The organism is Kribbella endophytica, assembly GCF_054781295.1.
Genome location: NZ_BAAGUR010000001.1, coordinates 3,511,962 through 3,537,524, shown reverse-complemented (window position 1 = coordinate 3,537,524; position 25,563 = coordinate 3,511,962). Strand labels below are relative to the sequence as shown.

Genomic DNA, 25,563 nt, shown 5'->3' with positions numbered 1-25,563 from the left:
TTGGGTCATGAACGGTGTCGACCTCTTCCTGCTCGGGCGGACCTTGATGAAGATCGGCGAGCAGGCCCTGCCGACCGAGGGCATCGGCGAGCACTCGACGAGTGTGCGTTCGGTGCTGATCGTGGTCAGCGATGTGCGTGCTCACCCGGGGAGTGCGATCGGGCAGATCGCTGATCGGACCGGGCTGCCGCAGAGTGCTGTGTCGGGGGCTGTCGCGCGGCTTCGCGAGGCTGGTGCTGTGGTTACCGAGTCCGACAGTGGCGATCGGCGGCGGCAGCTTGTTCATCCTTCGCCGAAGCCGTCGGCTCGGGTCGCCGAGGTCCGGGCGGCGCCTGTCGACGGCGCGCTGGCGGCGGCCTTGGGGACGGAGGATGCTGCGCTAGTTGCGGAGGTCGTCGTACTGCTGGAGGAGCTTGCCCGGCACCTCACGCCGGCAGCGGTTTCCCGACTGCGCGGGTGATGGTGGCTCATCAGCAGGGAGCCAAGCGCTGGAACGTCCTGGCGGCCGGCGAGGTGACTGATCCGTACGGAAATGCGCTGAGGTTCGCGGAAGCCCTTTAGTTGTTGAGGTGCTCCGGTGTTGGCCGGGGCGCCTCACTCAGGTCGTTAGGTAGGTGGCGGCCAGGGCTTGGTGTGGATGCCAGGCTGCTGGTTCGGCGTAAAGGCTTGGTGGGAACGCGTCCTGGTGACCTAGGCGGAGGGCGATGGTGTGTGCTGTGTCGGCGGTCAGGCCGGGGATGCTGGTGAGGTTGGTGATCAGGGTGTCGAGGGGCTGATCGAGGAAGGTTGGGTTGGCGACGCAGGCCTCGGCGATTTGTTGTGGGAGGCCAGTTGTGGTGAAGGCCTCGGCTGAAGGGAAGAGGTGGGTGAGGCCGTCCGGCAGACCGGGGACTGGGTGACCGAACGCTTCGACCAGCTCACCTGCCCGCTTGCGCGCTTCATCGAGAGAGTTGCCTTGGGCAAGGACTGACTGTACGGCGGCCTCGAGCGGACCCCAGGCGCCGGGGACGCGGAGGCCCGGGCGCCGTCGTACGAGCGGTCCTAGTACTGGGTCATGCGCGAGTTCAGCCGGCGCAGTGTCGAGCCCGACCATCCGGGCGGCGCGCTCGACGACGTGGATCAGGCCCTCCCAGTACGGCAGGTGCGCGCGGAGGATCAGGTGATCACCCGTGCCCGCCTTGAGCTCGAGCAGCCCAGGCCCGCCGTCCAGCGCGATCGTCCGACGGTAGGTGCCGTCAGCAACCGACTCGACGCCTGGGATCGCGCGGGCGGCGAAGAAGTCGAGCATCGCATTCCAGTCGTACGGCGGTTGGTACGGAAGCCGCATCACCAGACCGCCGTCCGCGGTCAGGCGATCCGCCCGCCGCCGACGATCGCGCAGTTCGCGAGGCGCGGCGCGGAAGACCTGCCGCATCTCCCGGTTGAACTGCCGCAGACTCCCGAAGCCCGAGGCGAACGCGATGTCCGCGACGGTCAGGTCCGAATCGTCCAACAGCCGCCGCGCGAAATGCGCCCGCCGAGACCGAGCGAGCTGATCCGGCGTCACCCCCAGGTGATCCCGAAACATCCGCCGCAAATGCCGCGGCGACACCGCAAGCCGCTCCCCCAGCGCAACCTCGGTCCCTTCGTCGAGCACCCCGTCGATGATCAACTGCACCGCCCGGCACACCATCTCCGGCGCCCGAGCATCCACCGGCGAAGCCACCCGGTACGGCCGGCACCGCAAACAAGCCCGAAACCCAGCCGCCTCAGCAGCCGCCGCCAACTCGAACGTCCGCACGTTCTCCGCCAACGGCTTCGCCCCACACCCCGGCCGACAGTAGATCCCCGTAGTCACCACCGCCGAGTACGTCGTCACACCCACAGGTATAGGCCATCCCCAGCCCACCAACCAGCCATATTCGGACCGGTGACAAATGGGGAGGGAGGGGAGCCTGCCCGCCCCAAACGGCTACGGACTGCGCCCGTGCCGGCGCTGGCTCGGGTCCGGGTCTGCGGGCATCTCACGTGGCTGTCCGAATCTGGCCAGACCTGGGCCGTGGTGCCGACGGATGCTTCTCGGGTCAGAACACACCAGAGAGGTCACCAAGATGCTGAGCAAGGTTTTTCCGATTGAGCTCAAGCCGGGTAAGCAGGCTGAGGCGGAAGCCATCGTGGCGGAGTTTGCGCCTCGGGGGCCGGAGCAGGAGGCGGGGACGTTGTCGTTCAGGGTGTACAGGGATCCGGCGCGGCCGGACTATCTGTTGTTCGTGGAGCACTTCGCCGATCAGGCGGCGTACGACGCGCACACCGGCTCGGCGGCGTACAAGGAACTCGTCGCGGGACGGTTCGCCGGGTTGATCGTCGAGTTCGTCGAGATCGACCACGAGCTGCTGGTCAGCCACTGATGTTCACCCACAAAGCCCAAAGGCTCCGGGCGCTCGATCCGTTGGTGCTGCCCAACGTTTGGGACGCGGGAAGCGCCGTGCTGGTCGTCGCGGCCGGCGCGCAGGCGGTTGCTACGACGAGCGGCGGCGTGGCCTGGTCGTTGGGTAAGCCCGACGGCCAGGTGCTCACCCGCGACGAGATGATCGAGCAGGTACACCGGATCGCCGCGGCCGTCGACGTACCGGTGTCGGCAGACATCGAGGGCGGCTACGGCCCGGCACCCGCCGACGTACGGCGTACCGTCGAGGAGGTCGTCGCGGCGGGCGCCGTCGGCGTCAACCTCGAGGACTCCAAGGCTCCCGGCGGCCCGCTGTTCTCCGTCGACGAGCAGGTCGACCGGATCGCCGCGGCCCGCGCGGGTGCGACCGCGGCAGGCCTGCCGGAGCTGCTGATCAACCTGCGGACCGACGTCTTCCTCTTCGGCATCGGTCCGGAAGAAGGCCGGCTCAGCGACGTACTCGATCGAGCCAAGCAGTACGCCGAAGCCGGCGCCGACGGCCTGTTCGTCCCCGGCCTCACCGACCTGCAAACCGTCGCCGAGCTGACCGAGCAGTCCCCGCTCCCGGTCAACGTGATGGGCGGCCCAGGCGCACCGTCGGTCGCCGAGTTCGTCGCCCACGGCGTACGCCGGATCAGCGTCGGTACGGCGATCGCCCAAGCGGCGTACTCGAAGGCCCTCGACGCCGCCCGCGAAGTCCTCGACCACGGCACGTACGGAGAGCTCGCCAACACCCTCGACTTCGGCGAGCTCAACGCCAAGTTCTAGGGAGTGAACACCTCGAAGGAGGTCGCGAACGTCGTGCCGAACCTGGTGCCACCGGCGCGCGACACTCCTTCGAGGAACTCCGACGGGTCGAACCCGCCCAGCCCGTCGATGTACGCCTTGTGCGCCCGCAGCGACGCGAGCCCGGTCTCGTACGTGTCGGTGATGTCGACCCCGTGCTTACCCAAAGGCGACCCGGCAGCCCACACCTGCCGCACACCGTTCCACCGCTCGCCGTCATCGGGAAAGATCCACCGATTCGCAGCATCCCGTACGGCGTCCAGCGTCGCGCGCCCGACGGCCATGTGGTCGGCCTGGTTCAGGACGACGTCGCCGTCCCAGGTCTCGCGGTAGTTGTTCGTGATCACGATCTCCGGCTGGTGCCGGCGGATCACCGCGGTGAGCACCTTGCGCAGCGCCACGCCGTACTCGATCGTGCCGTCCGGCTGCCCGAGGAACTCGACCACGTCGACGCCGACGATCCGCGCCGACTCGATCTGCTCGGCCTCGCGCAGCGGCCCGCACTCGGCGGGAGCGAGCCCGTCGATGCCCGCCTCGCCCGACGTGGCCATCACGTACACGATCTCCTTGCCCTGCCCGGTCCAGCGCGCGATCGCCGCGGCCGTCCCGAACTCCAGGTCGTCGGGGTGCGCCACGATCGCGAGCGCCTTCTGCCAGTCCTCAACGACCGGTTCGAGTGGGGTCATGAGCGCAGGCTAGTCGCCGAAGACCTGCCGCGTGTAGGGGTTTGCGAACGCGCGCTGCGGATCCAGCCGATCGCGGACGGCCAGGAAGTCGCCGAAGTGCGGATACAGCTCGGCGAAGCGAGACGCGTCGAGCGTGTGCAGCTTGCCCCAGTGCGGCCGGCCGCCGTACGCCGCGACGATCTGCTCGAACGCGGTGAAGTACCGCCCGTGATCGAGCCGGTGGTACTGATGGATCGCGATGTACGCCGTCGCGCGCCCCTGCGCGGTCGACAGCCAGATGTCGTCGGCCGCCGCGACCCGCACCTCGATCGGGAACGGGAACTTCTCCCCCGACCGGTCGATCCACGCGCGCAGCTGCCCGAGCACCTCGACCAACTGCTCCCGCGGTACGGCGTACTCGGACTCCCGGAACACCACGTTCCGTTCCGAGCAGAACACCTTGTACGACGCATCGACGTACTCCCGCGCCGACAGCGCCCGCGACGCGAGCTGGTTGATCCGCGGCACCAGCGCGGGCCGTCGTACGGCGAGCCGGTTGGTCAGCTCGAACACCTTGTTGGACAGCAGCTCGTCGTCCACCCAGCCGCGGATCCGGCTGACCGGAGACGCACCGACGCCGGTCGTGACGCGGTTGTTCCGCTTGGTGAGCGCGACGTCGGTGTGCGGGAACCAGTAGAACTCGAAGTGATCGTTGCCATCGGCAAGCTCATCGAACCCGGCGAGCACCTCACCGAGCGGCAGCGGCATCTCCTGCGCGCGCAGCAGGTACGCCGGGACGCACTGCAACGTCATCGACGTGATCACCCCGAGCGCCCCGACCGAGACGCGGGCGGCCGCGAAGACATCGGCGTTCTCGTCGGCCGAGCACTGCAGCACCGATCCGTCGGCGGTGACCAGCTCGAGCCCGACCACCTGCGTCGCCAGGCCGCCGAGCTTCGCGCCGGTCCCGTGCGTGCCGGTGGAGACCGCGCCGGAGATCGTCTGCTTGTCGATGTCGCCGAGGTTGGCCATCGCGAGGTCGAACGACGCGAGCCCGGCGTTCAGCTTGGCGAGCCCGGTGCCGGCGCCGACCGTGACTCGGCCGGACGTGCGGTCGGCGGCCTGAATCGCGGACAGCCCGTCGAGCCGGACCATCACCTGCTCCGGGACCGAGCAGCCGGTGAAGGAGTGACCGGAGCCGACCGCCTTCAGCTTCTTGCCCTGCTCGGCCGCGGCCTTGACCGCCGCGGCGACCTCATCGGTCGAACCCGGGCGGAGCACCTCCACGCCGGTCGCCGACTCGGTGCCCGCCCAGTTCCGCCAGGTGCTCATCCGAAGTTCTTCCCTTCGCCCCGGTAGCTCACCAGCTCGGTCAGCTCGTTGCCGTCGATCGCGTACAGCCGGTCGAACCGCTCCAGCATCTCGCCTGCCTTCGCGTAGCGCATCCACACGCGGTCGCCGATCCTCAGGCCGCGCGCGTTCTCGCCCTCGACCGGGGTCTGCACCTCGCCGGCGCCCTCGGTCCCGAGCAGCTTCAGCCCGAGCGGCCAGGCCGGGGCGGGCAGCCGCGACTTCTTCGCCGGGCCGGAGGCGACGTACCCGCCACCGAACAGCGTCGCGATCCGCGGCGTCGGACGCCGTACGACGCCAAGTGCGTACGCCACCGCGTGCTCGGGCTGGAACACGTCGTACTTGTCGAACAGCGTCGGCCCGTAAAGGCCCGAGCCAGCGGTGACCTCGGTGACCACGGGATCGGCGCTGCTGATCTCGATGCTGCCCGTGCCGCCGCTGTTGACCAGCCGGAGCAGCGCGACCTGCTTGACCGCGTCGACGACTGCGCCGCGGCGGTCGGACAGCTCGGCCGCGGAGCGCCGCTTCACCCAGCGAACCGCGGGCGACGTGTCCGGCAGGCCCGCGATCTGGGCCTCGTAGAACATTACGCCGACCAGCTCGAAGGCGTCGTCGTCGACGACCTGGCGCGCGAGCGCGAGCACCTGCTCCGGCGTACGCAGCGGGGAACGCCGTACGCCGAGGTGCTGGCCGAAGACCCGCAGCGAGGCGTCGACGTCCAGGCAGACCCGGATCCGCTCGCCGCCGCCGGTGACCTGCTTGATGTACGCGAGGTGCTCGACGTCGTCGATCATGAGCGTGATTCGGGCGGCCGCCTCGGCGTCGCCGGCCAGCTCGCGCAGCGCCGCGCGGTGGACGGTCGGGTAGCCCATCAGGATGTCGTCGACGCCGTTGCCCGCGAGCCAGAGCGCCTCGGGCAAGGCGTAGCTCATCACGCCGCGGAAGCCGGGCCGCTGCAGCGCCTCGGCGAGCAGCGCGCGGTTGCGCACCGACTTGGACGCGACGCGGATCGGCACCTCGGCGGCACGTCGGACCAGGTCGTCGGCGTTCCGGCGGAAGGCGGCCAGATCCACCACCGCGAACGGTGGATCCAGCTCGGCGGTCAGCCGCCCGTACCGGTCGAAGTCACCCATGTCCGGAGTCTAAGCCGGGTTAAAACTGAAAGGTAGTACATCTTTCATGCCGAATCGATCACAGCCCGGAGCACCGGGACGACGCTGTGCGCCCAGTCGGCGCTCGGTTTGGCGTCCTGGGCGGCGAGCAGCGCCACGGTGCTGCCCTGGCGGACGACGGTCTCGGCGTAGGGCTCGGCGCCGGCGTACCGGCGTACTTGGGCTGCGGCGTCCTGCTCCGACCAGAGCGGCTCTACTGCGAGCTGGGCGTCACCGGAGGTGCCGCAAGCAGTCATGCGGGCCTCGTATCCGGTGTAGTACTGCTGGGCCTGTTTCTGGTCGGCGAAGCGGAGCAGGAGAGCTGTGGCGGGCAGGTCCGAGCCGGTCCGGTACGTCGCCTGCAGGGCGTGCTGCGGGATGGGCAGCGAGCCGGCCGGCATCTTCCCGGCGCAGCCGACCGGCAGAGCCTCGTACGCCGCCTGGTGGGCGCTGCGCTCCCGGGTCCAGGTGTTGTTGCCCAGCCAGCCCGCCTCGGCGCCGCCCTCGTCGACGTACGTCTTCCAGCCTGCTCCGAGCTTGTCGGCCGGGGGCAGGTTCTTGCTGGAGACCGGTCCGGCCGCTGCAGGCGGCGGTGCTGTGGCCTGGTCGGGCGTGGCCGGGGCCTTGGCGGCGTCGGTGGGCTTGGCGGTGTCCGGCGTGATGGTCGGGACGGGGACCGTGCCGCCGACGGTGCTGGGGATGCTGAGCTCGGGCGTGGGGCTCGGCTCAGCTGCCGGTGCGCTGGTGCATGCGGCTAGCAGGCCGGCGGCGAGGACGGCCGCGGCCGCCGCGACTGCTGCGCGGCGCGCCGTACCGGCTCTCACTGCCCGCTCATTTCGGCTCGAAGTGCTGGTAGTCGGGCTTGGCCCAGCGGGCTCCCCAGAAGTAGCCCTGGGCGTCCAGCGCCTTGGTCAGCGTGCTGCCGGCGAACAGCATGCCGGGGCGGGCCACTGAGCGGTTGCGGTAGGACAGGCCGTTCTTCGGGTACCAGACGCCGTTGGCCGCGAGGTAAGGGTTCTCGACGGTGTTGATGTCGATCGCGTAGCCGTAGGAGTGCGGCGACAGCGAGTACGGGTCGCCGGTGACCTGGCGGCAGTTGAACATCGACGTGTTGTCGGCCTCCATCGCGCGGACGTCGCTGCCGCCGAACACGTCGACCCGCGTCATCCGCCGGATCGGGAACTTCGCGTTCAGGTTCGCGGTCCAGACCGTGATCATCTTCTGCACGGCGGCGTCGCGGACGATCAGCTCACCCTTGTGCAGGAGGCCGTCGAAGCCCCAGTGGTTCATCGTCAGCAGCCGCAGCGACGCGGGGCCGACCGGGCAGCCGGCTCGGTAGGTCTTCGGGACCATGCTGGCGGCGACGGCATAGACCTTCGGGTTGAGACCGGCCTTGACCACGACGTACGCCGAGGCCGACACCTCGACGGCCGTGGTCGGTACGCCCCGGCTGACTACGCGGACCGACCGGCTGGACGGGAAGTTGTCCGGGAACGGGAGCCGGTAGTTGCCCTTGGCATCGGTTTTGACGCTGGTCAGCCAGCGCCAGGCGCCGCTGCCGAGCAGGTCCTGGAGGACGACCTCGAGCCCGGGCTGAGCCGGCACGGTCGTCCCGGTGACGGCGACGCCGGTCAGCGCGACGTACGAGGCGGCGGGTTTGGTGATCAGGATCTTGCGGTCCTGAGCGGTGCCGATCCGGGCCGGCGACATCGCCGGCGTGCCGTAGAACTTCGGGCCGACGACGACCCGGAAGGTGGTGCGGATCGGGCCGGTCGGGGTGTAGGTGATCTTGTACGCGCCGCCGGTCGTGGACTGGGTCGCGCCGCGCAGGGTCCAGCCGCTCGGCAGTGCCTGCCAGAGCGAGAGGTACCAGTTCGTGGCGCCGTTGTTGAGCTTGCCGGTGAACGTCATCGGCCGGTCTTCCCACGTCGTCGCGGGCTGGTCGAGCGAGATCGCCAGGGCCTCGGCGGCGAGCGACGGCTGCTTGGTGGGCTGATCGGTCGGCGTCCCCGTGGGCTCGCCGGTTGGCGTCCCCGACGGCGTGTCAGCGGGCTTCTCGGGCGGCGCCGTCGTCGTGACTGTGGTCCCCGGCGTGCTCGGTGGCGTGTCTTCCGGCGTGCCCGGCGGTGTTGTTTCTGGCGCGACAGGCGTCGACACCGGCGTACCGGACGGCACGCTCGGTGTGTCGTCGGCGTGCGCGCTGATCGGCAGCAGCGCGAGCAGCGCCACCATCGCGACTGTAGGCAGAGCTCTCCGAGCCATGGCCGTCCTCCCCAATGGACGGGACCATTCCGGCCCGCCCTCCTCACCAGGGGAGACGCCCTGGACGCCAGAAAAGTTACACCTGGGTGTGCAGTCTTTTCACGGCCGCGTCGATCCGCTCGTCGGTCCCGGTGAGCGCAACTCGAATGTTCCTCTCACCGGCCGTCCCGTAAAAGGCCCCGGGCGCTACCAGGATGCCCAGTTCGGACAGTGCGGCCACCGAGCTGTAGGCGTCGTACGACGGGTGCTCGGCCCACAGGTACAGCCCGCCCTGCGACAGCGTGATCTCCCAGCCCGCGCCGGTCAGCGCCTCGCGCAGGACCGAGCGCCGCCGGATGTACCGCGCGCGCTGCTCCTCCACGTGCTGGTCGTCCGCGAACGCCGCGGCCATCGCCGCCTGGATCGGCGACGGGACCATCAGCCCGGCGTGCTTGCGGACCGCCAGCAACTCGGTCACGATCCGCTCGTCGCCCGCCACGAAGCCGGCCCGGTATCCGGCGAGGTTGGACCGCTTGGACAGCGAGTGCACCGCCAGCAGGTTGTCGAACGAGCCGCCACACACATCCGGGTGCAGCACGGACACCGGCTGCTCGTCCCAGCCGAACTCGACGTAGCACTCGTCGTTCACGAGGAGCACGTCGTTCGCCCGGGCCCACTCCACCGCTGCCTTGAGCTCCGCGGCCGAGGTGATCTCGCCGGACGGGTTGCGCGGCGAGTTCAGGTAGGCGACGGCCACCGGGCCGTCGTACTGGGTGACGTCGGCGACCGGCACGCTCTTGGCCCGCGCCAGCGCGGCCCCTGCCTCGTACGTCGGGTAGGCGAGGTCCGGGATGAGCACGGTGTCGCCGGCCCCGACGCCGAGCAACATCGGGAGCAGCATGATCAGCTCCTTGGTCCCGATCACCGGCAGCACGCCGGTCTGCGGGTCCACACCCGGGACGTCGAGACGACGCTCCAACCAGTCGACCGCCGACTGCCGCGCGGTCGTCGTACCGATCGTTGTCGGGTACGCCGGAGCGTCTGCCGCGTCGGCCAGCGCCTTCTTCACCAGGTCGGGCACCGGGTCCACCGGGCTGCCGATCGACAGGTCGACGATGCCGTCCGGATGGTCGGCCGCCTTCTGCTTGAACGGCGCGAGCTTGTCCCACGGGAAGTCCGGCAGGCGGCTGGAAGTGGTGCTGGAGAAGAGGTCTGTCACCCCTCCATTGTCTCCTGCGCGGCTCTCGCCGTGTGGCCGCCTTCCCAATCTGTGGATAAGAAGCCGAGCGCCAGCGCGATCACCGCCGGGTCGCCCAGGATCCTTCGGTGCCCGAGTCCCTCGGTCAGCTCGACGGTCGCGCCCGGCCAGACCTTCGCCAGCCGGATACTCCCGTCGGCCTCGGTCTCGCGGTCGTCGCGGTCGTGGATCGCCAGCAGCGGCGGCAGTTCCCGCCTGGTCGCGAGGTCGGTCACCACGCGGGATCCCTCGTAGCTCTCCATCGGCCCGAACTTGCGGGCGAACCGCCGCAGGAACCCGGCCCGCACCCGCGGCCCGAACCCGAACGCCGCCTGGAACCCGTCCATCCAGTCCGCGAAGTCCGTCGCGGCCGCGAGGTACACCACTCGCTCCGGCTCGGCGAAGTGCAGCAACGCATGCGTGGTCGCTGCCGCTCCGAGCGAGTGCGCGATCACGCCGTACGCCGGACCGCGCTCCGCGACGACGGCCTGGAACGCGTCCGCGAGCTCCGGCATCGAACTGCGGCCCTTGCCCTCCAGTCCGGGCGCGGACTCGCCGTGGCTCGGTGCGTCGTACGCGATCACGCGGAATCCGTCGGCGACCAGCGGCGGGACGAACGCCGCGAGCTGGAAGCCCCAGCCGCCCCACCCGTGGACGAGGTAGACGATCGGGCCCTCGTCGCCGTACTCGTGGCCGCGGATCAGTCCGCCCTCGAAGGGGACCTCGAACGGCGTACCGGGTGGAAGCTCGACCCTCGATCGGCGGACCTTCTCCGGCACGGGCGGCAACCGGAACCACAGCTGCTCGAGCAGCCGGGCACCGATCGGCGGCGCGACCCGCTCGAGAATCCGGAAGCTGGTCGCATAGAACCGAACGATCGTGCTTTTTTTCACCGCTGCGTCTCCCCCACTCGAAGTTCCTGGTTGTCTAGATCCGCGCCGCGTCGAGCAGCGCTTCGAAGGCCGAGCGCGCCCGCGCCTCGGCGCGGTCGTCGCCGAGCAGCCGGCTGGCGTGATGGAAGGCCATCAGCACACCCTGGATGTCGAAGGCGTACTGCTCCGGATCGGCGTCGGGGCGGAACTGCCCCTCGGTGATCCCGGTCCGGAAGATCGTCGCGAGCGCGTCGATGTAGTCGCGGTACGCCTGCAGGAAGCGGTCGCGGACCGGCCCGGGCGGCGCGTCGTCCAGCTCGGCGGAGACGCTGTAGAAGAAGCAGCCGCCAGGCAGGGCGAGATCGCCGCTGTCCCAGCGCAGCTTGCGGTCGAACAGCGCGCGCAGCCGGGCCTCGCCGCGCGGAGCCTTCAGCGCCGGCCGGACGACCCGCTCGGCGAACAGCTCCGCGGTCCAGTCGATCACGTCGAGCTGGAGTTGCTCCTTGGACTTGAAGTGGGAGAACAGGCCGCTCTTCGACAGCCGCGTCCGCTCGGCGAGCAGACCGATGCTGAGCGCGCTCAGCCCGATCACGCTGACCTGCGCCGCGGCGACGTCGAGCACCGCCGCTCTGGTCTCCTCACCTTTCGTCACCCTTGAATAAGAGCACGACCGTGCGGTCCGCGGCAAGGGCTTTAGCAGGGCTTGCCGGGATCGACCTTCGCGAGGATCTGCTGGCTGATCACCTTGAGCTGCTCGAGCTGCTCCGGCGTGAGCGCGTCGATGACGTACTGGCGGACCTTCTCGACATGGCCCGGCGCCGCCTCCACCAGGTAGGCGTACCCCTCGTCGGTCAGCGTGGCGACGGTGATCCGGCCGTCTTCCTCGTACGGACGGCGGTGCACGAAGCCGCGGCTCTCCAGGCGCTTCACCACGTGCGACAACCGCGACAGCGTGCCGTTCGCCTCGCCGGCCAGGTCGCTCATCCTGCGCGACCGGTCCGGCGACTCCGACAGGGCGGCGAGCACGGTGTACTCGAAGTGATTCAGGCCCGAGTCACGCTGCAGCTGGAAGTCGAGCGCCCCGGGCAGCTTGAACAGCATGGCCGCCAGCGCCATCCACCCCTGCAGCTCATCGGGATCCAGCCACCGCACATCCTCCGCCATCCGGGCAGTCTACCGGCTTGGTTGACGCTTCAACTCAACCGCGCTACCTTGAGTTGAAGCGTCAACCAACTACCGAGAGTGGGACATGAACGTCTTTCTGTGGATCGTCGCCGGGGTCCTGGCCGCCTTCTTCCTCGGGGCCGGGGCGAACAAGCTGCTCCAGTCCAAGGCCAAGCTGGGTGCGAACCCTCAGATGAAGTGGACCGAGGACTTCTCCGCCGGCACCCTCAAGTTCATCGGAGCCGTCGAGGTCCTCGGCGCCATCGGCCTGATCCTTCCGGCCCTGCTCGACATCGCCCCGGTCCTGGTCCCGCTGGCCGCCGTAGGCCTGGCGGTCATCATGGCCGCCGCGATCGTCGTCCACGTACGACGCAAGGAGTACCAGGTCCTCGGCATCAACGCCGTCGTACTCGTCCTGGCCGTCGTACTGGCGATCTTCCGCTTCGGCCCGAACAGCTTCTGAGCTTCTTCTAGAGGTAAAGCCCGGTTTGGCCGTCTTCGAGGCGGTTGGCGGCGACGGCGTGCAGGTCTCGTTCGCGGAGCAGCACGTAGTCGTCGCCGCGGACCTCGACCTCGGCGCGGTCCTCCGGGTCGAACAGGACGCGGTCGTCGACCTCGACCGTGCGCACGTTGGCGCCGATCGCGACCACCTTCGCCCACGCCAGCCGGCGGCCCATCTGCGCGGTCGCCGGGATCAGGATCCCGGCCGAGGACTTGCGCTCCCCCTCGACCTCCAGCGACACCAGGACGCGGTCGTGCAGCATCCGGATCGGCAGCTTGTCGTCGGTCAGGCGCTTGCGAGGGGTCACCGGCGGCCCACCAGCTTGCGGATCATCAGCAGTACGCCGACCACGCCGACCACAGCCGCACCGACAGCGACCAGCTTCTGCGTCCGCAGCTCACCGCGCTCGTCGAACACCTGCGCCTTCGCCTGCTCGACCTGCCGCTTGGCGACGTTCTTGGGGCTGGTGCGGTCGACCAGCTCATCCACGGTCGCGGCCAGTCGTGCACGGGTGGCGGCGATGTCCGCCTCGATCTGCTCGGTACCACGAGCCTGCGTGTCCGACACCTGTCCTCCTCGTTACTGACCGGCAACTGATCCCATCCTCGCAGGTCAGGCGCGCAGGTCCACGACCACCTTGATGTCGCCGGGCTTCTTGTCCAGCGCACTGGGCCAATCCGACAGCGGGACGGTCCGAGTGATCAGCCGCTCCAGCCAGCTCTTGTCGGCCGCCATCAGCACCTCCACAGCGTCGGCATAGTGCCGCTTGGCCGCATTGACAGTCCCAACCAGCGCCGCATTCCGTACGACGAGCTGCCGCACCAACGCGTCCACCTGCACCTCAATACGGTCCGGACCAGGCGAGATCCCCGCCAGACACATCACCCCAGCCGGCGCCAGCAACTTGGCCGCCTCCACCACAACCGGTCCAGCCCCAGTCGCCTCGATGACAACGTCCGGCTGGACCTCCAGCTCGCTCAGGTCAGTCAGGAAGGTCCCACCCAGGTCCCGCACCAGCTGCGGCTTAGGACCCTCGTCAGACCGATCCAGCACATGTACGGCGTACCCACGCTGCGCAGCAATGAGTGCAGCAAGCAGCCCGATCGGCCCAGCACCAGTGACGAGCACTTGCTTCGGCTCGTACCAGGAGCGCCCACCAACACGGTCCACCTGCTCCCACGCCTTCGCGAGGATGCTGGCTGGCTCTACTAGTACGCCGAGCCGCCCCAACTCAGCAGGCACCCGTACGGCGAAGTAGGGGTCGACCCGCCACCGCTCAGCGCCGTACCCGTCATTCCCCTTGATCCCGCGCTCGGTGTAGAGCCCGTTGCGGCAGAAGTCCCACTCCCCACGAGCACAGGCCGGACACGGCTCCCGGTCGGGCCGCCGGACGATCCCCGCGACCAGGTCCCCGCTGGAGAAGCCTGAGCCGGCCGGAGCCTCCAGCACCTGCCCCAGCGACTCATGACCGAGCACCAACTGGTCAGCCCCGGCCCTGCCGCTGCCGAACTCACCAGCGACGAGCTCCAGGTCCGTGCCGCAGATCCCGGCTAGCACTCCCTCGACGAGCATCGTGCCGTCGGCCTCGGGCGGTTCGGCGACCTCGCCGACGGACGCAGAGCCAGCCTTGCCCGGAACCACCGTCATCGCCCGCATGCGCCCACTCCACTCCTGCGCGGTCCCCGCGCGCAAGTCCCCTCGCCGTACCTCATGGCTGTCCCACCCGTCACAGGAGCCCCTCGCGCCGCTGCTCCCGGCGTACGGCAGAATGTCGGACAATCACCCAGTCGTGCCCGTTGTCCTGTGCCGTTGTCGAGGGAAGGACCCCGTCATGTCCGAGCGCCTGTCCGTCGGCGACGCCGCACCCGAGTTCACGCTGCCCGACGCGGACGACAACGACGTCTCGCTGCGCGACCTGCGCGGCAAGAACGTGATCGTCTACTTCTACCCGGCCGCGATGACGCCGGGCTGCACCAAGCAGGCCTGCGACTTCCGCGACTCGCTCGACTCGCTGGCCGCGGCCGGGTACACGGTGCTCGGGATCTCCCCGGACAAGCCGGCCAAGCTGCAGAAGTTCCGCGAGCACGACGGCGTGACGTTCCCGCTGCTGAGCGACCCGGACAAGGAGGTCCTCACGGCGTACGGGGCCTTCGGCGAGAAGACGATGTACGGCAAGAAGGTGACCGGGGTGATCCGCTCGACCTTCGTCGTCGACGGCGAGGGCAAGATCGCGGTCGCGCAGTACAACGTGAAGGCGACGGGTCACGTGGCCAAGCTGCGCCGCGATCTCGGTCTCTGAGACGACTCGACCGGTTCAGCGAAGGGAAACCTTCGAAGGTTTCATGGGCACGGTCCATGGAACGGTCGTTTGAGCAAAATCCGTGCTGTGATCTGGATCACACTCCACTCGGAGCGGACCGCGTTCCCTGCACTACCCAGCGTGAGTTTTCAGGCCTGCCTGAGGAGTAGCCGTACTCCGGAAGGCCCCAGCGTTCGATGACGGCCTGATTCCGGTGCGGTCACGGTGGTCGGCGACCTTGGCCCTGACCAGTGCAAACCGGGTAATCTGCGCGCGCAGTCTGCCTCTGGGAGGGAGGGACCTGCCGCGATGGGAAAACATTCCTCTGCGGTAACGCGAAGTAACAACAACCGCCGTCCGGTGTACTTGACCGCCGTCGGTCTCTTGGTGCTCTCGCTGGGTGCCGTGTTCGTGGTCCGCTCCTTCGGATCCGAGTCCGGCGCCGACGGTTTGCTGGGCGGTAAGTGTGACGAGCCGACCCAGGTCAAACTCAGCACGACGCCCGAGTTCCAGCCTCAGCTGGACCAGGCGACCAAGGCTTTGATGGCCAAGGGCGGCGAGGACGGGAACCCCTGTCTGCAGTTCACCATCACCGCCGCGCAGTCCGCGTCGGTCGCCGCGGAGATCTCCGCCGGCGGTGACAGCCGGCCCGACCTGTGGGTGCCGGACTCCTCGCTGTGGGTGGGTCGGGCCGACGACGGCGAGTCCATCCCGAGCATCGCGGTCCCGTCACTGGCCACGTCGCCTCTGGTACTGGTCGGCCGGTCCGAGAACTTCGCGAACACCTCGTCGTGGCTGAGCCTCTTCGCGACGACCCAGCCGGCCCTGCTCGACCCGGCGAAGCAGGCGTCGGGAGCGCTCGCGCTGCTGGCGATCCAGGCCGAACGGGCCAAGACCTCGGCGTCGAACAGCCAGGTCGCCAAGGTGCTCGTACCGCTCGCGCAGCGCCTCGGCTCGATGCCGAAGCAGTACACCGAGGTGAACGGGCCGCTCAGCCGGGCTGCCTCCGACGGCAGCTCGACCGTCGTACCGATGTCCGAGCAGGCGTTCGTCAAGTACCAGGACGAGAACCCGGCGGCGCAGCTGAAGGCGATCGTGCCGCGCAGCGGGACGCTACTGATGGACTACCCGGTCGTGGTCACCGCCAAGACCAACGCGGAGGCGATCACCGACGCCGGCAAGGCGCTCGGCGAGCAGATGCTGTCCGACGCCGTCGGCCAGTCACGGGACGACGCGGGCTTCCGCGACGCCCTGATGAGCCCGCTCGGCGAAGGCCGCGGCGTCGGCGACATCACCCAGCTGACCAAGCCGACCGCCAGCGCGATCGAGAAGGCCCTGCTGAGCTGGACGACGCTGTCGCTGTCGGCCCACTCACTGGCCGTCATCGACGTCTCGGGCTCGATGGCCGAGAAGGTCCCCGGTAGCGCCAAGACCCGGATGCAGCTGACCATCGAGGCGGCCGCCTACGGCCTCAAGCTGTTCCCCGAGTCGGCCGAACTGGGCCTGTGGGTGTTCTCCACCAAGATCGGCCCCCTCCAGGCCGACTTCAAGAAGCTGGTCCCGATCGACAAACTGACCCCGGCCCACCGGCGGGCGATGATCAGCAACCTGACGTCACAGTCGGCCCAGGTCGGCGGCGGCACCGGTCTGTACGACACGGCCATCGCCGCGATCAAGGAAGTCCGCAGCCAGTACGACTCGGGCGCCGTCAACACCGTCCTGCTCTTCACCGACGGCAAGAACGACGACCCCGGCAGCGACAGCCTCGACCGCACCCTGCAGATCCTCGAAGGCCTGAAGGACCCGGCCCGCCCGGTCCGCATCATCGCCCTCGGCATCGGCCCCGACGCGGACGAGACCGAGCTCAAGCGCCTGGCCCAAGCCACCGGCGGCCAGAGCTACGTCGCCCGCAACCCCACGGACCTCCAGGACGTCTTCATCGACGCCCTGCAGAACCGCTGACACCGGTTGCTCCCTAGGATGACCTCCTGGGGAGCAACCCCAGCCAGAGTGGTGGAACGGCAGACACGCCGGCTTTAGGTGCCGGTGCCCTCGGGCGTGCGGGTTCAAGTCCCGCCTCTGGCACCCAACGGAACAACAGGTGAACCCGACAGCCAGGTCAAAACGCAGGTCGGGAAACCAACAGCAACAAACCAGGCAAAGAAAAAGAACAGAAATACATAGACACAAAGAACAAATATAGTTTGGCAGTCTGTGGCTGAGGCCGCCTGTCAACTTGAGGTCGGCGACTACTACGAGCCCGACCCCATCAGATGTGCGTTGATCTCAATGACCAGGTCCGCCAGCTGAGGTAGGTGGACGACGGCGACTTCCGCCTCGCGGAGCTTCTCGTCCCCCTCGCCGTCGACGAACAGCACGGGTTCCCGCCAGGCATAGACCACTCGCGGAATCCCCGCGTCGATGATCAACTCCGAGCATGTTCGCGGCCTTGACGCACGCTTGCTACACGGCTCGAGGGAGCTGTAGATCGTCGCTTCGCGTAGGCGCCGGTCATCGATGGGAAGTTTGCTGAGTGCAGCTTCCTCCGCATGATCATGCGGGTCCCCCTCTCGGGAGTAGCCCGTCGAAAGAACCTGTCCATCCGCTCCCAGAATGACCGCGCCGACCGAGAAGGCCGTGGCGGAGACCGGACAAGAACGGGACAGCTCAATGGCCTCCCGCAACCAGCGGAGATCGTCGCGCTCAGACATCGGTACCCCGCTTCGGAAGGTACCGGAGAAGCACTACATCTCCGATTTGCCGAACCTCCGCCAGGTTCATTCGATGGCTGGAGTCTTGCGGGAACAACGCCTCGCCTACGAACCGCGGGGCCTGCCGGTCGCCAACGAGAAAGGGCGCCACCACCAGCTGGAGCTCATCCACCAGACCGGCCGAAAGGAACTGTGTGTGAACTGTTCCACCACCCTCGACCATGAGACGCCGGACACCGCGCGCGGCGAGGTCGTCGAGGACAACATTCAGATCGATGGGATCACCGGCAGCGACTACGTCACTGACCTCGCCGACAGCCTCCTCGACATTGGCGAGGGCAGACGACGGCGCGTACACCACCTTTGTCACATCGCCAGCCGCGAAGAAGCTCGCAGCCGGATCCAGCTTTCCCTTGGAGGTCAAGGTGATCTTGAGAGGCGACTCAGATTTTCCGTCCGCGACTCTGGCGTCCCTGCGTTCCTGGGAACGAACCAGGAGACGTGGATTGTCCCTGCGGATCGTGTTCGCGCCGACCAGAATCGCGTCGACCCCCGCGCGCACCTCGTCGACTCGATCGAAGTCTTCGTCGTTCGAGAGCAGTAGCCGCTGGTCGGAGTTGTCATCGATATAGCCGTCCACCGATGCCGCGACGGACAGCAGGACGTACGGACGGTCAGGCACTCGCATCTCCTAGGTTCGACTGGACGAGATGATCGATCATCTCGACGAAATCATCGGACATCTGTTCGATCTCGGTTGCGGTGGCCCCGGACGACAGACTGGCGAACTGGCGCAGCGCAGCAAGGTAGTCCCCTTCCGACCAATCGCTGCGGGATTCGCTCCTCAGCAACTGGTGCAGCACCGCGGAAGCCGTTCCCCCGCTGGCTCCAAGCGGAAGGATCTGCTTGCCCATCGCCATGGCCAGGTCCGTCTCTGCGCGAGTGCCCGGTCCACCGCCTATGACTACGACATAAGCGGCGTCAGCGACGACGTTGCGGCGACCGAAGATGGCGACGGCGCCACGCAGGCCGGGAGGTTGGTAGTGGTCCGCAATGTGTGTCATCACTTCGATGCCGATGCCAACCGGGCCGTGATTGACTCGCAGCCGGCGGATCATCACCAGCCGTGCGAGGGATCGGACCGCCGCGTCGACCACACGATCCTCGACTCCATCGCTCCGGCTTCCGCAGATGGCAATGCGGGTACTTGACGGGCCGGAGCCATCCAGGCGTCTACGCCCGGCCCCGGAACTCGCACCAGCCAGCTCGCGTTCATCGAGGACCGATGTGACAAGAGTGTCGGCCGGCGCCAGACCCATCAGCATTCGGGCCTCGTCCGGCAACTGCATACCTTCGGCGATCCGGGTCAGTACACCGATGTCGGTGACCTGACCGAGTCTGGTGCCGCGAACCCAGTTCGAGATATCGGACCGGTCGTGCTCGGTCAGCAAGGCCAGCTGGGTTTGAGTGCAGTCGGCGAATGCCGCCAGGTAGGTTCGGAGCAAGTTGCCGATATCTCGGCGCGCCAACGCTGTCTGTACCGCCTGTTCCCTCCAGAAGGACGCTGGAACACTTGCGGGATCGAACACCTTCCGCCGGGTCAACAGCCGCTCCGAGGACGCTTCGTCACGTACCGAGAGTAGCTGGGTGGAGCCATTCCGTGGGACCGGTCCACGGCCTCAGTCGATTTCGAGACTCCGAGATCCGCACGACTATTGATTCATCGACCCAACAAGGGAGGTGAGACGGATGGATTTCGACGACTTCTTCGTCGGCGAAGGCGTTCTTGGAGTACCCGAGGCTGCTGACGAGTACGGGCGCAAGATGCCCGGTCATCAAGATGCGAACGGCGATCACTGCAACTGACGACTGTGGGCCACGGCGCATCGGCGCCGTGGCCCACGACGGCGAGGAGCTGACTGAATGTTGCGTCTGCGAATACGGGTGGGCGACTTGGGCAGCTCGTGGCGACAAGATCATCGCGGCGTATGGCGGTCCGGAAGCAGCTTCATCGAACCGCTCGCGCACAGTGCGCTGGAGACCAGCGGCAGCGTACGACCAGGAACTCTACGTCTTGTTGTGCGACCGAACATTCCTCCGGAAGATGAACTGACTGTCGAGATCGACAGCACCAGCGCGACCCTGAGAGCGGGAAGCGGTGGCGTCGCGCCGGTATATCTCGCGGTGCACGATGGGGTACTTCACGGTTCATGGGAGCCTGCTGACCTTCGATCGGTCAGCGAAAACGATCTCCTCGATCGCGCGGTGACCCGGCTACTGGCTCGGCGACACAGATACTCATCGGACACCCTGTTCGTTGCGATCCGTCGCCTGACAGAGCGAGCGCTCGCATCCTTCAATCAGGACGGCCTGGCTCTGATATATCCATCCGACGCCGAACACATTCTGGAAGCCCGGCAACTGCGGCGAAGTTGTGACCCTGTTGAGGTGATCGATCAGCTGCTTGAGGAGCAGATCGCTCCGATCTTGACAAGACATCGAGCAGGGTTGGAGCTGTCCGGAGGGGTTGACTCGGCCAATGTGGCCGTAGCGGCGAACGGCTGCACACTGGAGCAACTGTCGGCATACGGACTCGTCACGGCAGGGCCTGGAGAGAGCGCGCAGCGGTTCCGCCGAGCCTCCTTGATTCGCAGGCTCGGCCTGAAGGATGCCAGCGCGGCGACGAGCGAGCATCTGCCGTTCTGCGATCGCGGACCACGGTCAGTCAGCCGTCCCCACTACGCCGATGGCGACGTCTACCGGGAGGCCTTCGACGAACTTCGGCGACTCGCTGCCCAGCAGGGAACCGCAGTGATGCTGACCGGCTTCGGCGGCGACGAGGCGATGAGTTTACGAACGAACGAGCGGACCACCCCGAGGCGCCTGCCCTCCGTTCCGTCCTGGCTCGGGGACCGCGCCCGTGATGCGATGGCTGACCTGGAAACCAATGTTGCGCCTGCGGCCGCTACGGCAGTTCCCTGCTTGATGGCGTTTGCTGCACGTGGTCCTGCGTATCTGCACTCAGGACTCTGGCCTGTCGCCCCGCTGGCCGCGCCCCAGGTCCTGCGTTTCTCGGAGTCATTGCCACTGCACTGGCGCAAGGACAAGCGATTGCTGCGAGAGCGCTTGAAGCGGCGCGGGTTCGATGAAGCAGTGACAGTGCCTCAGATCCCCGAGAGCTTCGATGAGACGATGCAACTAGCTCTTCGGAAGAATGGTCTGGCGATGGTGCGGGCGATGCTGGCGAAATCGATTCTGATCGATGAGGGATTCGTGCACCGCGGCGAACTGGAGCGGGAGTTGCGATGGTCGGTGGGGGCAGACAGGATCTCGCCGCTGCTCTACGACACGCTGGCCGTGGAGAGAAGTCTGCAGAGTATGGATGGATGTCGCGAGGAGTTCAGACGTGGGCGACAGTGATGAGAAAGGCCTGAGAGAGGCGAATCTTGCTTATCGGTGGCCTGGGCTTTACGACTTGATGGGCGAGGGTGACGGGGTCGTCGGTGGGGTTGTGGGGATCTTGCGTGCGGCGGGAAGCCGGCCTAGGAGGTTGCTTGATCTTGGGTGTGGGACTGGGCGGCATCTGGCGGAGCTGGTGGCGCGGCTCGGGGTGGACGCCGTCGGGGTGGATCTGCAGGAGCAGTTGGTGGAGTACGGGCGCCGACGGTACGGGGTTGAGCTTCTGGTGGGTGATATGCGGAGCGTTCGGTTGGGGCGGACGTTCGATGTGATCACCTGTTTGGGGAACGGCCTTGCGTACTTGCAGAGTGAGGACGAGGTGGAGGCCGCGCTGGCGACAGTTGCCGTGCACGCCGGCGAGGGGGCGGTGGTGATCATTTCGACGTTGATGCAGCCGCTTCCGGAGGTGTCGCGGCGGGAGTTGCGGGTCGAAAACGACTTGGTGATGGCGTCGGTCGAGGTGGAGAGCTACTGGGATGCAGTCGACGGAGTGCAGATCACCGAGCGGCGGTGGGTGCATGACCGTGGCGGGGTGGACCGGGATCTGCTGCGCCGCAGGGTGATTGGGATGGATGTGCTGACCGAGATGCTGCTGCGGGTCGGGTTCGTGCGGGTCGAGATTGCCGACTCACGTGGGGTTGTGGGGCCTGCACGGACGATGGACGAGTTCGTGGTCGCCTTCCGCTGAGGCGAATGCTGCCTCAGCGGAAGGCGGAGATCACTGTGGCATCGTCAATGCGGCGCTGGCCGCGACCACGGACTTGCCCGACGGTTCACTGGGTCTGGGCGATGGACTGCAGCTGGGGCAGGAGCAGGGCGGCCTGTTTTGCTCGGGCGGAAGTGCCGGAGATCTCGCGGGCCAGCATGATCAGGGAGATGGGGAACAGCACCATTGCTGCCAGGATTACGACGATGGCGGTGAGGCTGTCTAGGGGCGAGTCGTTGCTGCGGGCGTCGCCGCTGGTTGTTGAGGAGAAGTTCAGGCTGTCGCGCTTGCCTGTCTCGAGCAGGCAGCGGAACTTGGGCTTGTACGGGCGCACTGTTGCCTTGCTGCCGTCGGCGAAGCGGAGCCTGATGCGGCTGCGGATGAACATGCCGCGGGACACCCTCGTGACCGCGGGCAGTTGACGCCATGGACGGTCGGGGCGGTCGAGGACCGAGACGCCATCCTCGTGAACGTACAGGCCGGTCACTGTCTTCTTCAGCAGGACCATCGTCACGCCCGTGGGGAGCGGGGCCTCACACGCGGCGCGGATCTCTTCGGCCGTGTGTTGCGGCAATGGGTCGGCTTGCTTCTTCGCCACGATGTCCCCCCGGAGGCCAAGATCGATTCCTTCCCGGAAGGCTAGCGCCTGGCCGCCCGCCTCTCACTGATCTGAGTCGTGTCGCCGCGGTGGTCCAGCCGCCGTCGACCGCGAGCGTCGCCGCGGTCACGAACGACGCCTGGTCCGCTCGCTTCCTCGGAGCAGTTCGACCGCGAACAGCGCGACCGCAGCACGCAGACGCGCTTCGCAGTGACGTGGTCAGCGCAGACCACGCCGCGAGGGCGCTGCTCGCTCCCCCGGAGCAGCGCGGCCGCGGGCAGCGCGACCGCGAACTGCGCGACGGGGGGCGGGCGGGCGGCGGGCGGCGGGCGGCGGGCGGCGGGCGGCGGGCGGCGGGCGGCGGGCGGCGGGCGGCGGAGCACAGCACGCGGGCGGGCGGACGGGCGGACCGACGGACGGCGAATCGCAGCACGCCGGCGCGCTTCGCAGCACCCGGGGGGTGACCGCCCCACAGCCGGCCAGGCGGAAGGACGTCGGTTGCCTCAAGCACGACAGCCAAGTGCACGGGTAACTGATTCGGCGCAGGGACCGTGGTTAGCGCAGGGCGGCGGTGAACTCTCGGATGTCCTGGGCGAGCAGGTCGGGTTCCTCGGTGGCCATGAAGTGGCCGCCGCGGGGCAGGACGCTCCATCGGGGGTGGTGGAACTGGCGCTCCGCGAGGGAACGCGGCGGGACGCCGCCGATCTCCGACTGACTGGCGTACACGGACATGGGCGCCGCAGCGGGATCTCTGGTCGGGCGGGATCCTGGGGAGAGGTCGTGGGCGTGGTAGTGCATCACTGATGAGCCGAACGAACCTGTTGTCCAGTAGAGGGTCAGAAGGGTGAGCAACGTCGTACGGGTGGCTGGATCGGTCAGGTCGAGGGTGCTCCACGCCTGCCACTTCTCGACGACCCAGGCGGCGAGCGCTACTGGGGAGTCGGCGACAGCGAGTGCGACGGTCAGGGGCTTGGTGGCCTGGAGATGGTGATAGGCACCCTCCTGCTCTGCCCGGGTGGCCATCGTGGCGAGCCATTCGTTCTCCTCGGCAGTCAGCGTGCCGTCGTGAACTGCCGGGGTGCGGACCGGGCTCAGCGCGTTGGTGCTGACGTGAGCACCGAGGACCGCGTCAGGGTGTCGAACGGCCAACCAGGCCGTCACCCGTGCTCCGATGTCCCCGCCGGAGGCGAAGAACGACTCGTAGCCGAGACGGGACATCAGGACTCGCCAGCGGTCCGCGATCGAGGCAGCGGTCAGCTGGTCGAGCTTCCTGAACGTGTCGGAGTAGGCGAACCCGGGCATCGACGGTACGACGACGTGGAAGGCATCTTCCGGTCGTCCTCCGTGCAGTTCAGGCTTCGTCAGCCGCTCGAGGAGAGGAACGATCTCGAGGAACGAACTGGGCCACCCGTGAGTGATGACGATCGGTCTGGCGTGGGGGTGCGGACTGCGGACGTGCAGGAAATGGGTCCACGCACCGTCGATCTCCAGGCGGAAGTGAGGAAGCGCCCGAAGCCTGGCGGCGTACTCGTCGAAGTCGAAGGCGGTGGCCCACTCGTTGATGAGATCGCGCGCGAAGGACACCGGAGTTCCGGCCGACCAGTCGTCCACGGGCTGCTCGGCCGGGAACCTCGCGGTCAGAAGTCGAGCACGGAGCTCACTTGTCGCCGGACCACCGGGAGCCGGGTCGAAGGACTGCGGCTCATGCGTCATCAGTGATTCCTCCCCGTGGTGGCCAACCAGTAGACGCTGCACGCCTGTCCGTACGTCACCCTAACGGCAGGCTCCGCGCCTACCACCGGCTTGTCGCCTGGCGAGCGACCGGTCGGTGGAGAAGCTGCCGCGTAAGATGATTGGAGTAATCTATTGGGTTGATGCCGAGAGGTGAGTCATGGGACGGGTTTCGCGTGCGCAGGCGCAGGAGCACCGCGATCAGGTGGTGACCGCCGCCGCCCGCTTGTTCCGCGAGCGCGGGGTCCGCAACGTCAGCGTGGCGGACATCATGGCCGCCGCCGGCCTGACCCACGGGGGCTTCTACCGGCACTTCGAGTCCAAGGAAGCCTTGCTGACCGAGGCCACCCGCGAGGCGTTCCAGCAGATGGGCGAGTTCCTCGACGGGTACGACCAGCGGAACCCGGGCGACCACCGGACCGCTCGAACAGAACTGATCGAGTACTACCTGTCCCCCGAGCATCGCAAGGACACCGGCGGCGGTTGCCCCAGCGCCGGCCTTGGAGCGGACATGAGCCGCGAGGAGCTGGACAGTCCCGCCCGTCCGCCGTACGCCGATGGCGTCGAGGCGTTCGCCGACTGGTTGACCGACGAGACCACCGAGGGTCCGGACATCGCGACCATGTGCACGCTGGTCGGCGCACTGATCCTGTCCCGGGCGACCGAGGGATCCGACGTCTCGGACCGCATCCTCGAGGCGGCCCGCACCGCGCTGATCGACTGAGCGATCCTGTCCGGCGGGCCGACGGAAGGCCGCGCCGCACCTCGATTAGATGATGGGTGTACTCTAACTGACAGCCGATAGCTGTTGGCCATCATCTATTCATCCGGCTGTACGCCGTTGACCTCGAGGAACCCCCATGTCTGACACCACCACCGCCGTCGTCACCGGCGCCTCCACCGGTCTGGGCGCCGAGTACGCCCGGCGTCTGGCCGAGCGCGGCCACGACCTTGTCCTGGTCGCCCGCAACAAGGCCCGCCTGGACGACCTCGCCGCCGAGATCTCCCAGAACTCCGGCCGCAAGGTCGAGAGCGTCGTCGCCGACCTGACCGTCCCCGCCGAGCTCGCGGTGGTCGAGGACCGGCTGCGCCAGGACCGCTCCATCGGCGTACTGATCAACAACGCCGGCGGCTCGCTGTTCGGGACCGTCGCGGGAGGCGACGTCGCGGCGTACGACAACCTCATCGCGCTCAACGTCACCGCGCTGACCAGGCTGGCCACCGCAGCCGTCGACGGCTTCACCGCCCGCGGCGCCGGGACGCTCGTCAACGTCTCCTCGGCCCTGGCGATCAACTTCCTGCCCGCGAGCGCGGTCTACAGCGGCACCAAGAGCTACGTGCTGACCTTCACCCAGTCCCTGCAGCAGGAGCTGGCCGAGAGCGCGATCCGCGTCCAGGCGGTTCTGCCCGGCGCCGTACGGACCGAGTTCTGGGACGGGTCCGGCATCGAGCTCAGCGCGTTCCCGCCGGAATGGGTGATGGATGCCGACGTCGCGGTCGCCGCCGCGCTGGCCGGACTCGACGCGGGCGAGCAGATCACCCCGCTGTCGCTCCCGGACCTGACCGACCTCGAGAACTTCGAGAAGGCCCGCCAGGTCCTCCTCCCGAACCTGTCGCGCTCGACCGCGGCCGACCGCTACAACGGCTGACCGACCCCACCGCGCCC

The 25,563-nt window shown here is 68.0% G+C and carries 28 protein-coding genes and 1 tRNA gene; 11 read left to right on the top strand and 18 right to left on the bottom strand.

Features of this window, described 5'->3' with window-relative positions:
- Positions 1 to 7 precede the first annotated feature (7 nt).
- Positions 8 to 460 (top strand): MarR family winged helix-turn-helix transcriptional regulator, encoded by a 453-nt coding sequence (locus ACYVIO_RS16950; protein WP_460651732.1) that lies wholly within the window; start codon positions 8 to 10, stop codon positions 458 to 460.
- Positions 461 to 598: 138 nt separating this feature from the next.
- Here the strand turns inward: ACYVIO_RS16950 and ACYVIO_RS16945 are convergent, their stop codons facing one another.
- Entirely contained in the window at positions 599 to 1,858 is a 1,260-nt protein-coding gene (locus tag ACYVIO_RS16945) for an AlkA N-terminal domain-containing protein (protein WP_460651731.1), read from the bottom strand.
- Between the two features lie 232 nt (positions 1,859 to 2,090).
- Between ACYVIO_RS16945 and ACYVIO_RS16940 the strand changes: the two genes are divergently transcribed.
- Both ACYVIO_RS16940 and ACYVIO_RS16935 read left to right on the top strand, forming a co-directional pair.
- Positions 2,091 to 2,387 (top strand): putative quinol monooxygenase, encoded by a 297-nt coding sequence (locus tag ACYVIO_RS16940; protein WP_460651730.1) that lies wholly within the window; start codon positions 2,091 to 2,093, stop codon positions 2,385 to 2,387.
- Positions 2,387 to 3,193 carry an isocitrate lyase/PEP mutase family protein gene (locus ACYVIO_RS16935; protein ID WP_460651729.1) on the top strand — a complete coding sequence of 269 codons (807 nt, stop codon included), beginning with the start codon at positions 2,387 to 2,389 and terminating at the stop codon, positions 3,191 to 3,193. The genes ACYVIO_RS16940 and ACYVIO_RS16935 overlap by 1 nt, the downstream gene beginning before the upstream one ends.
- On the opposite strand, the gene ACYVIO_RS16930 is transcribed toward ACYVIO_RS16935, so the two are convergent.
- From ACYVIO_RS16930 to ACYVIO_RS16890, 9 genes are all read right to left on the bottom strand, one after another.
- Positions 3,190 to 3,897, bottom strand: a complete 708-nt coding sequence (locus ACYVIO_RS16930) for a PIG-L deacetylase family protein (protein WP_460651728.1) — start codon at positions 3,895 to 3,897, stop codon at positions 3,190 to 3,192. The two genes, ACYVIO_RS16935 and ACYVIO_RS16930, sit on opposite strands and share 4 nt — an antisense overlap.
- 9 nt (positions 3,898 to 3,906) lie before the next feature.
- Positions 3,907 to 5,208 (bottom strand): D-arabinono-1,4-lactone oxidase, encoded by a 1,302-nt coding sequence (locus ACYVIO_RS16925; RefSeq protein WP_460651727.1) that lies wholly within the window; start codon positions 5,206 to 5,208, stop codon positions 3,907 to 3,909.
- Entirely contained in the window at positions 5,205 to 6,359 is a 1,155-nt protein-coding gene (locus tag ACYVIO_RS16920) for an amino acid deaminase/aldolase (RefSeq protein WP_460651726.1), read from the bottom strand. Before ACYVIO_RS16920 ends, ACYVIO_RS16925 begins: the two co-directional genes overlap by 4 nt.
- A gap of 44 nt (positions 6,360 to 6,403) precedes the next feature.
- Entirely contained in the window at positions 6,404 to 7,201 is a 798-nt protein-coding gene (locus tag ACYVIO_RS16915) for a hypothetical protein (protein ID WP_460651725.1), read from the bottom strand.
- 7 nt (positions 7,202 to 7,208) lie between these two features.
- Positions 7,209 to 8,639, bottom strand: a complete 1,431-nt coding sequence (locus tag ACYVIO_RS16910; protein WP_460651724.1) for a M15 family metallopeptidase — start codon at positions 8,637 to 8,639, stop codon at positions 7,209 to 7,211.
- 76 nt (positions 8,640 to 8,715) lie between these two features.
- Complete coding sequence (gene dapC, locus ACYVIO_RS16905; RefSeq protein WP_460651723.1) at positions 8,716 to 9,837, bottom strand: succinyldiaminopimelate transaminase; 1,122 nt, start codon at positions 9,835 to 9,837, stop codon at positions 8,716 to 8,718.
- Complete coding sequence (locus tag ACYVIO_RS16900) at positions 9,834 to 10,748, bottom strand: alpha/beta fold hydrolase (protein ID WP_460651722.1); 915 nt, start codon at positions 10,746 to 10,748, stop codon at positions 9,834 to 9,836. Before ACYVIO_RS16900 ends, dapC begins: the two co-directional genes overlap by 4 nt.
- Positions 10,749 to 10,782: 34 nt before the next feature.
- The gene (locus tag ACYVIO_RS16895; protein WP_460651721.1) at positions 10,783 to 11,379 is read right to left on the bottom strand and encodes a TetR/AcrR family transcriptional regulator; all 597 of its coding nucleotides are present in this window, start codon (positions 11,377 to 11,379) and stop codon (positions 10,783 to 10,785) included.
- 41 nt (positions 11,380 to 11,420) lie between these two features.
- Positions 11,421 to 11,891 (bottom strand): MarR family winged helix-turn-helix transcriptional regulator, encoded by a 471-nt coding sequence (locus tag ACYVIO_RS16890; protein ID WP_460651720.1) that lies wholly within the window; start codon positions 11,889 to 11,891, stop codon positions 11,421 to 11,423.
- An 85-nt stretch (positions 11,892 to 11,976) separates the two neighbouring features.
- On the opposite strand from ACYVIO_RS16890, the gene ACYVIO_RS16885 reads away from it, so the two are divergent.
- The gene (locus ACYVIO_RS16885; protein ID WP_460651719.1) at positions 11,977 to 12,354 is read left to right on the top strand and encodes a DoxX family protein; all 378 of its coding nucleotides are present in this window, start codon (positions 11,977 to 11,979) and stop codon (positions 12,352 to 12,354) included.
- 7 nt (positions 12,355 to 12,361) lie between these two features.
- Here the strand turns inward: ACYVIO_RS16885 and ACYVIO_RS16880 are convergent, their stop codons facing one another.
- From ACYVIO_RS16880 to ACYVIO_RS16870, 3 genes are read right to left on the bottom strand one after another with little or no spacing between them, the layout of a single operon-like run.
- The gene (locus tag ACYVIO_RS16880) at positions 12,362 to 12,700 is read right to left on the bottom strand and encodes a GroES family chaperonin (protein ID WP_460651718.1); all 339 of its coding nucleotides are present in this window, start codon (positions 12,698 to 12,700) and stop codon (positions 12,362 to 12,364) included.
- Positions 12,697 to 12,960 carry a DUF3618 domain-containing protein gene (locus tag ACYVIO_RS16875; protein WP_184804799.1) on the bottom strand — a complete coding sequence of 88 codons (264 nt, stop codon included), beginning with the start codon at positions 12,958 to 12,960 and terminating at the stop codon, positions 12,697 to 12,699. Before ACYVIO_RS16875 ends, ACYVIO_RS16880 begins: the two co-directional genes overlap by 4 nt.
- Before the next feature lie 45 nt (positions 12,961 to 13,005).
- Positions 13,006 to 14,049: a glucose 1-dehydrogenase gene (locus ACYVIO_RS16870; RefSeq protein ID WP_460651717.1), complete on the bottom strand. Its 1,044-nt coding sequence runs from the start codon at positions 14,047 to 14,049 to the stop codon at positions 13,006 to 13,008.
- Between the two features lie 175 nt (positions 14,050 to 14,224).
- On the opposite strand from ACYVIO_RS16870, the gene bcp reads away from it, so the two are divergent.
- The 3 genes from bcp (at position 14,225) to ACYVIO_RS16855 (ending at position 16,777) form a co-directional block, all read left to right on the top strand.
- The gene (gene bcp, locus ACYVIO_RS16865; RefSeq protein ID WP_460651716.1) at positions 14,225 to 14,692 is read left to right on the top strand and encodes a thioredoxin-dependent thiol peroxidase; all 468 of its coding nucleotides are present in this window, start codon (positions 14,225 to 14,227) and stop codon (positions 14,690 to 14,692) included.
- A 360-nt stretch (positions 14,693 to 15,052) separates the two neighbouring features.
- Entirely contained in the window at positions 15,053 to 16,654 is a 1,602-nt protein-coding gene (locus ACYVIO_RS16860) for a VWA domain-containing protein (protein WP_460651715.1), read from the top strand.
- Between the two features lie 42 nt (positions 16,655 to 16,696).
- A tRNA-Leu gene (locus ACYVIO_RS16855) sits at positions 16,697 to 16,777 on the top strand.
- Positions 16,778 to 16,944: 167 nt separating this feature from the next.
- Here ACYVIO_RS16855 and ACYVIO_RS16850 read toward each other — a convergent pair.
- The 3 genes from ACYVIO_RS16850 to ACYVIO_RS16840 are packed head-to-tail and all read right to left on the bottom strand — an operon-like array spanning position 16,945 to position 19,007.
- A complete protein-coding gene (locus ACYVIO_RS16850; RefSeq protein WP_460651714.1) occupies positions 16,945 to 17,403 on the bottom strand; it encodes a deaminase in 459 nt (152 codons plus the stop codon).
- Positions 17,396 to 18,091: a RibD family protein gene (locus ACYVIO_RS16845; protein ID WP_460651713.1), complete on the bottom strand. Its 696-nt coding sequence runs from the start codon at positions 18,089 to 18,091 to the stop codon at positions 17,396 to 17,398. The genes ACYVIO_RS16850 and ACYVIO_RS16845 overlap by 8 nt, the downstream gene beginning before the upstream one ends.
- A complete protein-coding gene (locus tag ACYVIO_RS16840) occupies positions 18,078 to 19,007 on the bottom strand; it encodes a hypothetical protein (protein WP_460651712.1) in 930 nt (309 codons plus the stop codon). Before ACYVIO_RS16840 ends, ACYVIO_RS16845 begins: the two co-directional genes overlap by 14 nt.
- A gap of 319 nt (positions 19,008 to 19,326) precedes the next feature.
- Between ACYVIO_RS16840 and ACYVIO_RS16835 the strand changes: the two genes are divergently transcribed.
- Positions 19,327 to 20,823 carry a hypothetical protein gene (locus ACYVIO_RS16835; RefSeq protein WP_460651711.1) on the top strand — a complete coding sequence of 499 codons (1,497 nt, stop codon included), beginning with the start codon at positions 19,327 to 19,329 and terminating at the stop codon, positions 20,821 to 20,823.
- Positions 20,810 to 21,550 (top strand): class I SAM-dependent methyltransferase, encoded by a 741-nt coding sequence (locus tag ACYVIO_RS16830; RefSeq protein ID WP_460651710.1) that lies wholly within the window; start codon positions 20,810 to 20,812, stop codon positions 21,548 to 21,550. Before ACYVIO_RS16835 ends, ACYVIO_RS16830 begins: the two co-directional genes overlap by 14 nt.
- 85 nt (positions 21,551 to 21,635) lie before the next feature.
- Here ACYVIO_RS16830 and ACYVIO_RS16825 read toward each other — a convergent pair whose 3' ends face one another.
- On the bottom strand, positions 21,636 to 22,166 hold the full coding sequence (locus ACYVIO_RS16825) for a hypothetical protein (protein WP_460651709.1): 531 nt from the start codon (positions 22,164 to 22,166) through the stop codon (positions 21,636 to 21,638).
- A gap of 555 nt (positions 22,167 to 22,721) precedes the next feature.
- Entirely contained in the window at positions 22,722 to 23,879 is a 1,158-nt protein-coding gene (locus ACYVIO_RS16820) for an epoxide hydrolase family protein (protein WP_460651708.1), read from the bottom strand.
- A 178-nt stretch (positions 23,880 to 24,057) separates the two neighbouring features.
- Between ACYVIO_RS16820 and ACYVIO_RS16815 the strand changes: the two genes are divergently transcribed.
- Together ACYVIO_RS16815 and ACYVIO_RS16810 are read left to right on the top strand one after the other, a co-directional pair.
- On the top strand, positions 24,058 to 24,621 hold the full coding sequence (locus ACYVIO_RS16815; protein ID WP_460651707.1) for a TetR family transcriptional regulator: 564 nt from the start codon (positions 24,058 to 24,060) through the stop codon (positions 24,619 to 24,621).
- Between the two features lie 136 nt (positions 24,622 to 24,757).
- Positions 24,758 to 25,546, top strand: coding sequence for an SDR family NAD(P)-dependent oxidoreductase (locus tag ACYVIO_RS16810; RefSeq protein WP_460651706.1), 789 nt, complete (start codon positions 24,758 to 24,760; stop codon positions 25,544 to 25,546).
- Positions 25,547 to 25,563 lie beyond the last annotated feature (17 nt).

Bases quoted from the DNA above. Each gene is read 5' to 3' on its own strand.
- ACYVIO_RS16950 (WP_460651732.1), top strand. From the start codon at position 8: ATGAACGGTGTCGACCTCTTCCTGCTCGGGCGGACCTTGATGAAGATC.
- ACYVIO_RS16940 (WP_460651730.1), top strand. From the start codon at position 2,091: ATGCTGAGCAAGGTTTTTCCGATTGAGCTCAAGCCGGGTAAGCAGGCT.
- ACYVIO_RS16935 (WP_460651729.1), top strand. From the start codon at position 2,387: ATGTTCACCCACAAAGCCCAAAGGCTCCGGGCGCTCGATCCGTTGGTG.
- ACYVIO_RS16930 (WP_460651728.1), bottom strand. From the start codon at position 3,897: ATGACCCCACTCGAACCGGTCGTTGAGGACTGGCAGAAGGCGCTCGCG.
- ACYVIO_RS16925 (WP_460651727.1), bottom strand. From the start codon at position 5,208: ATGAGCACCTGGCGGAACTGGGCGGGCACCGAGTCGGCGACCGGCGTG.
- ACYVIO_RS16920 (WP_460651726.1), bottom strand. From the start codon at position 6,359: ATGGGTGACTTCGACCGGTACGGGCGGCTGACCGCCGAGCTGGATCCA.
- ACYVIO_RS16910 (WP_460651724.1), bottom strand. From the start codon at position 8,639: ATGGCTCGGAGAGCTCTGCCTACAGTCGCGATGGTGGCGCTGCTCGCG.
- ACYVIO_RS16890 (WP_460651720.1), bottom strand. From the start codon at position 11,891: ATGGCGGAGGATGTGCGGTGGCTGGATCCCGATGAGCTGCAGGGGTGG.
- ACYVIO_RS16885 (WP_460651719.1), top strand. From the start codon at position 11,977: ATGAACGTCTTTCTGTGGATCGTCGCCGGGGTCCTGGCCGCCTTCTTC.
- ACYVIO_RS16870 (WP_460651717.1), bottom strand. From the start codon at position 14,049: ATGCGGGCGATGACGGTGGTTCCGGGCAAGGCTGGCTCTGCGTCCGTC.
- bcp (WP_460651716.1), top strand. From the start codon at position 14,225: ATGTCCGAGCGCCTGTCCGTCGGCGACGCCGCACCCGAGTTCACGCTG.
- ACYVIO_RS16850 (WP_460651714.1), bottom strand. From the start codon at position 17,403: ATGTCTGAGCGCGACGATCTCCGCTGGTTGCGGGAGGCCATTGAGCTG.
- ACYVIO_RS16845 (WP_460651713.1), bottom strand. From the start codon at position 18,091: ATGCGAGTGCCTGACCGTCCGTACGTCCTGCTGTCCGTCGCGGCATCG.
- ACYVIO_RS16835 (WP_460651711.1), top strand. From the start codon at position 19,327: ATGTTGCGTCTGCGAATACGGGTGGGCGACTTGGGCAGCTCGTGGCGA.
- ACYVIO_RS16820 (WP_460651708.1), bottom strand. From the start codon at position 23,879: ATGACGCATGAGCCGCAGTCCTTCGACCCGGCTCCCGGTGGTCCGGCG.
- ACYVIO_RS16815 (WP_460651707.1), top strand. From the start codon at position 24,058: ATGGGACGGGTTTCGCGTGCGCAGGCGCAGGAGCACCGCGATCAGGTG.
- ACYVIO_RS16810 (WP_460651706.1), top strand. From the start codon at position 24,758: ATGTCTGACACCACCACCGCCGTCGTCACCGGCGCCTCCACCGGTCTG.